This window comes from Kribbia dieselivorans NBRC 106261 (assembly GCF_001552435.1).
Classification (GTDB): domain Bacteria; phylum Actinomycetota; class Actinomycetes; order Actinomycetales; family Dermatophilaceae; genus Kribbia; species Kribbia dieselivorans.
This window is the reverse complement of sequence record NZ_BCRE01000082.1, coordinates 24,240-33,381: the sequence shown is the minus strand read 5'-3', so window position 1 is coordinate 33,381 and position 9,142 is coordinate 24,240. Positions and strand designations below refer to the sequence as shown.

The window sequence follows — 9,142 nt, the reverse complement described above, 5'->3', positions numbered from 1 at the left end:
CCCGCCACGTCACCCGCCGCCGCATCGACCGCGGACTCGGGCGACGACGCTCCGCCCGTGCCCGCCTCGGACGCCGGCGCCGAGGGAGTCGTCGGCGCGGCCGGAGCAGCCGGCGCCGCACTGTCCGTCGCCGTCGCCCACAGGTCGGCCTCGGCGTTCTTACGGTCCATGTTCTTCTTGACGATCGACGCCACGACAGCAGCGGCACCGACGAACAGCAAGCGGTTGAGCACCTTCATGACACGCTCCTTCTCGGTTGGTCAGGTTCACGTCCATCGAACCACGCCCAGACTCGCCGCGCGCCGAGAGCACCCACGCACGCGGCTTAGGATCGGCGCCATGTCTGCCCCCGCCACACGTCGACCGACCCTGCGTCGACCCGACCTCAAACGCCACCCGCGGGCAGTCATCGGCCTGACCTTCTTCGCCCTCTACGCGCTGTACGCCGTCAGCCGCTACCGGCAGTTCCTCACTTCCGGCTACGACCTGGGCATCTTCGACCAGGCGGTCATGCACTACGCGCACTTCCGCCCGCCGTACGTCGCCCTCAAGGGCCCGGACTACAACCTGCTCGGCGACCACTTCCACCCGATCCTCGTCACCCTCGCGCCGCTGTACTGGATCTGGAACGACCCGCGCACGCTGCTCATCGCCCAGGCCGGCCTCGTCGCAATCTCCGTCGTGCTCGTCCACGGCTTCGTCGAGCGGCACATGGGGCGCCTGGCGGCCTCGCTCGCCGCCATCGGCTACGGCGTGTCCTGGCCGATCCAGGGCCTGATCGACTTCGACTTCCACGAGGTCGCGTTCGCGGTGCCGCTGCTCGTCGTCATCATCGACGCCCTCGACCGCCGCCGCGACATCCAACTCCTCGCCGCCAGCGCTGCGCTCCTGCTCGTCCGCGAGGATATGGGGCTCCTCGTCGTCATGATCGCCATCGTCCGCGCCTTCCGCGCCCCGCGCTGGCCGGCGATCGTGCTCGCCATCGCCGGCCCGGCAATGTACGTGTTCGCGACCTACGTCGTCCTGCCGCACTTCAACCCCAGCGGCGAGTTCGCGTACTGGACCTACGACGCCCTCGGCCCGGACCTCATCAGCGCCCTCACCGCGATCCTCACCCGCCCGTGGGACGCCATCGCCCTCTTTGTCACCCCGTCGGTCAAGGCCGTGACCCTCGCCTGGCTGTTCGTGCCCCTGCTCCTGTTGCCACTGCGCTCCCCGTATGTGCTGCTCGCCGCGCCGCTCCTGGCGCAGCGCTTCTGGTCGAGCCGGTACATGATCTGGACGACCGAGTTGCACTACTCCGCGGTCGTCTACCCGATCCTCTTTCTCGCGGCGATTGACGGAGCGCGGCGGCTGGGCTTGCACAGAAACCGCCGGTTCATCTCGCTCTGGCTCGCCGGATTGATCGCCCTGCCGGCCGTAGGGATCGTCGTCGACCGCTACATGTGGCCGTTCTACCGCATCATCCGGCCCGAGGTCGTGACCCTGACCCCGCACATGCGCGACCAGGCGGCGATCGTGGCGGCTATCCCGCCCAACACGTGCATCGAGGTCGACGACCGTCTCGTGCCGCAACTGAACCGCACGAACCGCACGTCGGTACCGACCCATCTGGGCCACGACGCCGACTTCATCGCCCTCGACCGCAGCCAGATCGAGCCGAGTTTCGAGGTCGGTCCGGTCGCCGACGTCGAACGTGACGTGATCGCGCGCGGGTACGTCAAGGTGATGGAGCGCGGTGACCTCGTGTTGTACCGCAGCCCGCACTTCCGCGGTCCGGATGCGCGCAAGTGCGGGCCGATTCAGTAGGTCAGCGCCAGCCGAGGCCGGGGGCGACGTCCTCGACGATGGAGCGCAGCAGGTGCGCGTTGTATTCGACGCCGAGTTGGTTGGGCACGGTGAGGAGCACGGTGTCGGCGGCCGCGATGGCCTCGTCACCGGCGAGTTCCTCGACGAGCTTGTCGGGCTCCTCGGCGTAGCTGCGGCCGAACACGGCCCGGCCCTCGCCGCCACCGACCGTGCCGAACTCATCGCGGCTCCGGCTGGATTCGTGCCCGAAGTAGGCGCGGTCCTCGTTGGTGGTGATCGGCATGATCGACCGGCTGACCGACACCCGCGGCTCCCACGCGTGACCGGCCTCCTTCCACGCCTCGCGGAAGACCTCGATCTGTGTGCGCTGTTGCACGTGAAACGGTTCACCCGACTCGTCGTTCTTGAGGGTCGAACTCATCAGGTGCATGCCCTTCTCCGCCGCCCACTTGGCCGTGGAGTCGGAGCCGGCACCCCACCAGATGCGCCGGCGCAGCCCCTCGGAGTGCGGTTCGAGCCGCAGCAGGCCGGGCGGGTTGGGGAACATCGGCGACGGGTTCGGCTCGGCGAAGCCCCGGCCCTCGAGCAGTTCGAGGTAGACGTCGGTGTGCTTGCGCGCCATCGTCGCGGCGTCGTCACCCTCTGCCGGTTGGTACCCGAAGTACCGCCAGCCGTCCTTGACCTGCTCCGGCGATCCCCGGCTGATGCCGAGCTGCAGTCGCCCACCGGCGATGAGGTCGGCGGCACTCGAGTCCTCGACCATGTAGAGCGGATTCTCGTAGCGCATGTCGATCACGCCGGTGCCGATCTCGATCCGGCTGGTCTTGGCGCCGATCGCGGACAGGAGCGGGAACGGCGATCCGAGTTGCCGCGCGAAGTGGTGAACGCGGAAGTACGCCCCGTCGATACCGAGCTCCTCGGCCGCGACGGCCAGGTCGATCGACTGAAGCAACGCGTCGGACCCGGTGCGCACCTGCGAGTGCGGTGACGGCGTCCAGTGCCCGAAGTTCAGAAAGCCAATGCTTTTCATGCAGGATTCAACAATCTCGGCTCCCGGATGTTCCCGCGCGCGTGTGAGGAAGTGGCCGTCCGGGTGACCACTTCCTCACACGTCACATCAGATGGCGTGGTTGGCCAGGAACATGCCGTCGGGGTCGACCGCAGCCTTGACCTGACGCAACCGCTGCCACGTCGGCGGTGTGAACGCCCGGCTGACGTCGACCGGCCGATCGGCCAGGTTGAGGAACAGCCACCGCGCCTCGAACGGGGCCAGCATCTCCAACACGCGCTCGACCTCGATTTCGCTGGCCGCCGCGACCTCCGGCGTCGGCGCCACCGCCATGACGAAGGCCAGGTGGGTGCCCTCGATGCCCTCCACCGCTCCGGCTCCCTGCGGCACGCGGCTGAGCGCCCCACCGAGCAGCCGCAGTTCGGCGATGAGCAGGTCGGTCGACGACTGTGGCCCGACGGCAGACAGGAACGCCTCGATCGCCTCGTCGTCGAGCCGGTCGATCGCGATACCGCCACCGACGCCGGGGGTCGGCTGCGGCGGGTCCATGTGCAGGGTGGTCAACGTCGCCGCGGGCACCCGGGCAAACGTGTTCATCTCCGGCGCGAGGGCGCGCAGCGGGGCGATGACCGCCTCGGCCTCGTCGTCCTCGAGCAGCACGGCTCCGTCGAACACGACGACGCTGCGCCCGCGGAGGAAGTCGGGCAGCTCGGGCAGGGGAGGGAAGCGCAGGAACCGCAGCGATGCGGTGATCTCGTCGGGCGCGCTCGCCGACCACGCGGCGTACGTCCGCAGGACCTCCGGAGCGCGGTCGAGGGGCCAGATCATCATGCCGGCGTAGACGTCCTCGATGGGCAGCAGGGAGATCTCGATCGTCGTGACGACGCCGAAGTTGCCGCCACCGCCGCGCAACGCCCAGAACAGATCGGTTCGGTGGTGGGCATCGGCCCGCACGACCTCGCCCTCGGGCGTGATGAGCTCGATCCCGACGACGTTGTTCGAGGCCAGGCCGTGCTTGCGGGCGTACCAGCTCAGTCCGCCGCCGAGGGTGTAGCCAACGACGCCGACGTCGTGGGCGGAGCCGTGCAGGGCCGCGAGACCGTGCGGCGCGGCGGCGTCGACGACGTCCTGCCACACCGCTCCGGCCTCGACCCGGGCAATGCGTCGGGCCGGATCGATGTGGACCCCGCGCAGCGCGGTGGTGCGCACGAGCACGACATCGGACAGGTCGTGTTGGGCGAGGACCGAGGCAGCGTGACCGGTGGTCTGGGTGGTCACCCGCAGGCCGAGTTTGCCGGCGTGGCGCACGAGGTGGCAGAGGTCCTCGATGGTCTCGGGGAGGGCGACCGCGCCGGGCCGTTGGTCGACGGCGACGTTCCAGGCGAATCGTCCCTGGTCGTAGGCCGGTGAGCCGGGCAGATGCACGGCGGAGCAGCGCTGGGCCAGCTTGGCGAGGCGGCGGGCGGTGGTCTTCGGCGTGATCATGTCGACGATCTGGGCCAACTGCGTCATGGGATCTCCTTGAGTGGATGGGTGGCGGGGTGACGGGTTGTCTCCTCGACCCGTCCAGCGTGGGGAGAGGCCCCCACTGGTGACCATCCCGCGACGCCGCAGAGCTGGCCGCCACGGCAGCGGGGAGCGTGTTCCCCCAGAAAAGTGGGGTACCGCTTCGGCGCGGGCAGGGGCACACTGAAGTTCATGACACGAGCCCTGCTCGAGCAGCGTGTGCTGCGCGACGTCGATGTCGTGGCCCGCGCGGGCCTGGACGTGGAGACCTTCCTCGCCGAGGCGATGGCGTCCATCGGCCGGGCGGTACCCCACGCCGCCGCCTGCGTCGCCCTCGTCGACCCATCGACGCTCCTGCTCACCGGCACCCTGAAGTTCGGCGCGTTGTACGGCCAGGATGCCCACGATCACGAGTGGGGGCTGCGAGAGTACGGCGACACCGAGCCCACCGCGTTCCGCGAGTTGGCCCACCGCGCCGTACCGGCCGTGGGGACGCGCCTCGAGGACCCCGGATCGGCGCGGCTCAACGACTTCATGCGCCCGCGGTACGGGTTCACCGACGAATTGCGCGTCGTCATGCGCGATCAGGGGCAGGTGTGGGGCGCGGCGGCGATGTTCCGCGCCGGGAACGACCCAGCCTTCACGCACGCCGAGGTGGCGTTGCTCTCGGCGTTGTCCGAGACGTTTTCGATCGGCCTGCGGCTGGGGCTGCTCAGCCAGCTTGGGCAGGCCCCACAGCCACCGGCGTGCGGGCCGGCCGTCGTCATCGTTGGCCGTGACGATGCCATCAGTTCGATGAGCGCGGGAGCCGAGCAACGACTCTCCGAACTCAAGGTCACCGAGACCCAGGCCGCGGCCACGGGCCTGGTCGCCGCCCTCGTCGGCGCGGCCCGACGGTACGCCCGCGGGGAGGAGGCCCACCCACCGCGGGCACGGGTTCGCACTCGGACCGGCATGTGGTTCACCCTGCATGCCAGTCCGATGAACGCCGGCAACGGCCACGGCACCGGCGACGTCGTCATCACCATCGACGAGGCGCGCCCACCGGAGATCGTGCCGCTCGTCGTGGCCGCGTTCGACCTGACCGAGCGCGAACGTGCCGTCACCGAGCGGGTGCTGCAGGGCAGTGACACCAAGGAGATCGCCGCCGCGCTGCATGTGTCGTCGTACACCGTGCAGGACCACCTCAAGTCGGTGTTCGAGAAGGCGTCCGTGCACAGTCGGCGCGAACTCATCGCCCGCGTCTACTTCGACCAGTACGTCCCGCGGATGGGTACGGACGTCGGCCCGAACGGCTGGTTCGCCTCGACCGCCAGCTGATCGGTCTCCGAGGGGCCATCCTGTAGGCATGACGACGAGCAGAGCCAGCCACGTCGGTGACAAGGACGAGAGATTCGCCCGACTTCGCCAGGAGATCGCAGCGACTTCGCCCGAGCACATGCATTCCTACCGGGCCGAACTGCGTGACTGGGAGATGGGTACAAACGAAACATCCCCCGAACCTGCGGATTCGGGGGATGTCGAGGGTTCTCCGTGGTGGGCCTAACTGGATTCGAACCAGTGACCTCTTCCTTATCAGGGAAGCGCTCTAACCGACTGAGCTATAGGCCCGGATTGCTATCCACACCGGTGGACACGAGGGTTCACCTTACACGACGCCCCGGCTGGCTCCAAAACGAGCCGAGCCGGGGGAGCCGCCCAGGATCAGTCGTCGGTCAGCGTGAGCTGCAGACCGCCGACCAGACTGGCGCAGACGTTGTAGAGGAACGCGCCCAGCGTCGCGAGCGCGGTCATGAGCACGACGTCGACGACCGCGATGACGATCGTCAGCGACAGCACCCGGCCGAAGCCCAGGATGTCCATGATGTCGAACGGCTTCTCGCTGCTGCCGGCGATCGAGCCGATCATGCGGCTGACCTGGTCGAAGACGCCCATGCCCTGCAGCAGCGTCCACAGCACGGCGACCATGACGACCATCGCGATGCCCAGGGCCACCGAGATGAGGAAGCTGATCTTGAGCGCCGACCACGGGTCGATCCGCGAGACGAGCAACTTGACCCGTCGCACCGCCGGGCGGGAGCGCGGTGTGGCCGGCCTGGTGGCCTGCGCGGGTTGCGTGCGCGTCGGAGCCGGATTGGCCGCGCTCCCCGACGCCCCACGCATCGCGGTGCCGTGTTCGCCTGTCGTGCTCACTCGTGACCTCCGGTGGAGTCGTCCGCGCCGTCCGTGAGCCCGTCAACGGTCGAGCCCTCCCCAGACGGTACCCCGTCAACCTGCTGCTCGGCAGCCTCGCCACTCTCTGCGGGCTCGGTCTCACCGGTGTCGACCTTGCGCGCGACCGCCACGATCGAGTCGTTCTTTCCCGGAGCGGCGAAGATCTGGCCTTGGGTGTTGCGACCGGTCGAGCGGACCTCGTCGACACGTGAGCGCACGACGTTGCCCTTCTCCATGACGACCATGACCTCGTCCTCGGGCAGCAACGTCAACGCACCGACGAGTTCGTCGCCCTTGCCGATCTTGGCCACGGCGACGCCGTAGATGCCGCGGTTCTTCGCGGTCCATTCCGTGACCGGGGTGCGCTTGGCGATGCCGTTCTCGAAGACGACGAAGACATCCGGTTCCGTGCCCTGGACGATCTTGCTCATCGAGAGCAACGCATCTCCGTTGCGGAACTTCATACCCGTCACACCCGAGGTCGCCCGACCCATGGGCCGCAACTGCTCGTCGTCGGCGTGGAAGCGCACCGACTGGCCCTTGCGCGAGACCAACAGCAGGTCGTCGCTGCCCGAGACGAGCTTCGCTCCGACGAGTTCGTCGCCGTCGCGCAGGTTGATCGCGATCAACCCACCCGAGCGCGGAGAGTCGTATTCGGCCAGACGGGTCTTCTTCACCAGACCGTTGCGCGTGGCCAGGACGAGGTACGGCGCGGCCGTGTAGTCCTTGATGGCCAGCACCTCGGAGATGTGTTCGTCGGGCTGGAAGGCCATGAGATTGGCCACGTGCTGGCCCTTGGCGTCGCGCGACCCCTCCGGCAACTCGTAGGCCTTGGCGCGGTAGACCCGGCCGTAGTTGGTGAAGAACAGCAGCCAGTGGTGGCTGGAGGTGACGAAGAAGTGTTCGACGACATCGTCGCCGCGCAACTGCGCTCCGCGTACGCCCTTGCCACCGCGGTGCTGGCTGCGGTACTCGTCGCTCTTCGTGCGCTTGGCGTACCCGCCCCGGGTGATGGTGACGACGACGTTCTCCTCGGGGATGAGGTCCTCGTCGGACATGTCGCCGTTCCACGGCACGATCTGGGTGCGGCGCTCGTCGCCGTAGCGGTCGACGATCTCGGTGAGCTCCTCGTCGACGATGGCCCGCTGGCGGGAGGGGGTGGCGAGGATGTCCTTGTAGTCGGTGATCATCGCCTCGAGCCGGTCATGCTCGTCGATGATCTTCTGCCGCTCCAGGGCCGCCAGGCGCCGCAACTGCATGTTGAGGATGGCGTTGGCCTGGATCTCGTCGATCTCCAGGAGCTGGATCAGGCCGTCGCGGGCCTCCTCGACCGTGGGGGAGCGGCGGATCAGCGCGATGACCTCATCGAGCATGTCCAGCGCTTTGAGGAGTCCACGCAGGATGTGGATGTCGGCCTCGGCCTTGCGCAGGCGGAACTGGGTGCGCCGGACGATGACGTCGATCTGGTGGGTGACCCAGTGCCGCACGAACGCGTCGATGGGCAGGGTGCGCGGCACCCCGTCGACCAGGGCGAGCATGTTCGCGCCGAACGTCGTCTGCAGCTGGGTGTGCTTGTACAGGTTGTTGAGCACGACCTTGGGCGTGGCATCGCGCTTGAGCACGATGACCAGGCGCTGCCCGGTACGACCGGAGGTCTCGTCGCGAATGTCGGCGATGCCGGCCAAACGACCCTCCTTGGTCATCTCGGCGATCTTCTGCGCCAACGTGTCCGGGTTGACCATGTACGGCAGTTCGGTGACGACCAGGCAGGTGCGGCCCTGGATCTCCTCGACCTCGACGACGGCCTGCATCTTGATCGAGCCGCGGCCGGTGCGGTACGCATCCTCGATCTCGCGGCGGCCCAGGATGCGTCCCGCGGTGGGGAAATCCGGGCCGGGGATGCGGGCCATGACCGCGTCGAGGGTCTCCTCGCGCGAGGCGTCGGGGTTGGACAGCACCCAGCGGGCGGCCTCGGCGACCTCGCGCAGGTTGTGCGGCGGGATCTGGGTGGCCATGCCGACCGCGATGCCGGAGGAGCCGTTGACGAGCAGGTTCGGGAAGCGCGCCGGCAGCACGGTCGGCTGCATCGTCTTGCCGTCGTAGTTCGGCTCGAAGTCGACGGTCTCCTCGTGGATGTCCCGCACGAGCTCCATCGCCAGCGGGGCCATCTTGCACTCGGTGTACCGCGGGGCGGCGGCACCGTCGTTGCCGGCCGAGCCGAAGTTGCCCTGCCCGTCGATGAGCGGGTAGCGCATCGACCACGGCTGCACGAGACGGACCATGGCGTCGTAGATCGCCGAGTCGCCGTGCGGGTGGTACTGACCCATGACGTCACCGACGACGCGCGAGCACTTGTTGTACCCGCGGTCGGGGCGGTACCCGCCGTCGTACATGGCGTAGACGATGCGGCGGTGCACGGGCTTGAGGCCGTCACGCACATCCGGCAGGGCGCGAGAGACGATGACGGACATCGCGTACTCGATGTAACTGCGCTGCATCTCCGTGTTGAGGTCGACGACCTCGACCCGGTCGTGCTCGACGGGCGGCTGCTCGGTCATGTGATCCCTTGTCTCTCAGGGGGTGTTCGTGAAGGTCGGATGCGGG

7 protein-coding genes and 1 tRNA gene are annotated in these 9,142 nt (G+C 68.4%); 2 read left to right on the top strand and 6 right to left on the bottom strand.

Features of this window, described 5'->3' with window-relative positions; genetic code table 11:
* A partial coding sequence (locus KD1_RS16820) for a DLW-39 family protein (RefSeq protein ID WP_217995838.1) occupies window positions 1-239 on the bottom strand: 239 nt, incomplete at its 3' end.
* 100 nt (window positions 240-339) lie between these two features.
* Between KD1_RS16820 and KD1_RS07895 the strand changes: the two genes are divergently transcribed.
* Window positions 340-1,809, top strand: coding sequence for a DUF2079 domain-containing protein (locus KD1_RS07895; protein WP_068400079.1), 1,470 nt, complete (start codon window positions 340-342; stop codon window positions 1,807-1,809).
* A gap of 1 nt (window position 1,810) precedes the next feature.
* Here the strand turns inward: KD1_RS07895 and KD1_RS07890 are convergent, their stop codons facing one another.
* Both KD1_RS07890 and KD1_RS07885 read right to left on the bottom strand, forming a co-directional pair.
* Window positions 1,811-2,839, bottom strand: coding sequence for an LLM class flavin-dependent oxidoreductase (locus tag KD1_RS07890; protein WP_068400077.1), 1,029 nt, complete (start codon window positions 2,837-2,839; stop codon window positions 1,811-1,813).
* 87 nt (window positions 2,840-2,926) lie between these two features.
* A complete protein-coding gene (locus tag KD1_RS07885) occupies window positions 2,927-4,330 on the bottom strand; it encodes an FAD-binding oxidoreductase (RefSeq protein WP_068400074.1) in 1,404 nt (467 codons plus the stop codon).
* A 186-nt stretch (window positions 4,331-4,516) separates the two neighbouring features.
* Between KD1_RS07885 and KD1_RS07880 the strand changes: the two genes are divergently transcribed.
* On the top strand, window positions 4,517-5,644 hold the full coding sequence (locus tag KD1_RS07880) for a LuxR C-terminal-related transcriptional regulator (protein WP_068400092.1): 1,128 nt from the start codon (window positions 4,517-4,519) through the stop codon (window positions 5,642-5,644).
* 214 nt (window positions 5,645-5,858) lie between these two features.
* Here the strand turns inward: KD1_RS07880 and KD1_RS07875 are convergent.
* From KD1_RS07875 to gyrA, 3 genes are all read right to left on the bottom strand, one after another.
* Window positions 5,859-5,935, bottom strand: a tRNA-Ile gene (locus KD1_RS07875).
* 93 nt (window positions 5,936-6,028) lie between these two features.
* Window positions 6,029-6,517, bottom strand: coding sequence for a DUF3566 domain-containing protein (locus tag KD1_RS07870; protein ID WP_068400071.1), 489 nt, complete (start codon window positions 6,515-6,517; stop codon window positions 6,029-6,031).
* Window positions 6,514-9,096 carry a DNA gyrase subunit A gene (gene gyrA, locus KD1_RS07865; RefSeq protein WP_083542267.1) on the bottom strand — a complete coding sequence of 861 codons (2,583 nt, stop codon included), beginning with the start codon at window positions 9,094-9,096 and terminating at the stop codon, window positions 6,514-6,516. Before gyrA ends, KD1_RS07870 begins: the two co-directional genes overlap by 4 nt.
* Window positions 9,097-9,142 lie beyond the last annotated feature (46 nt).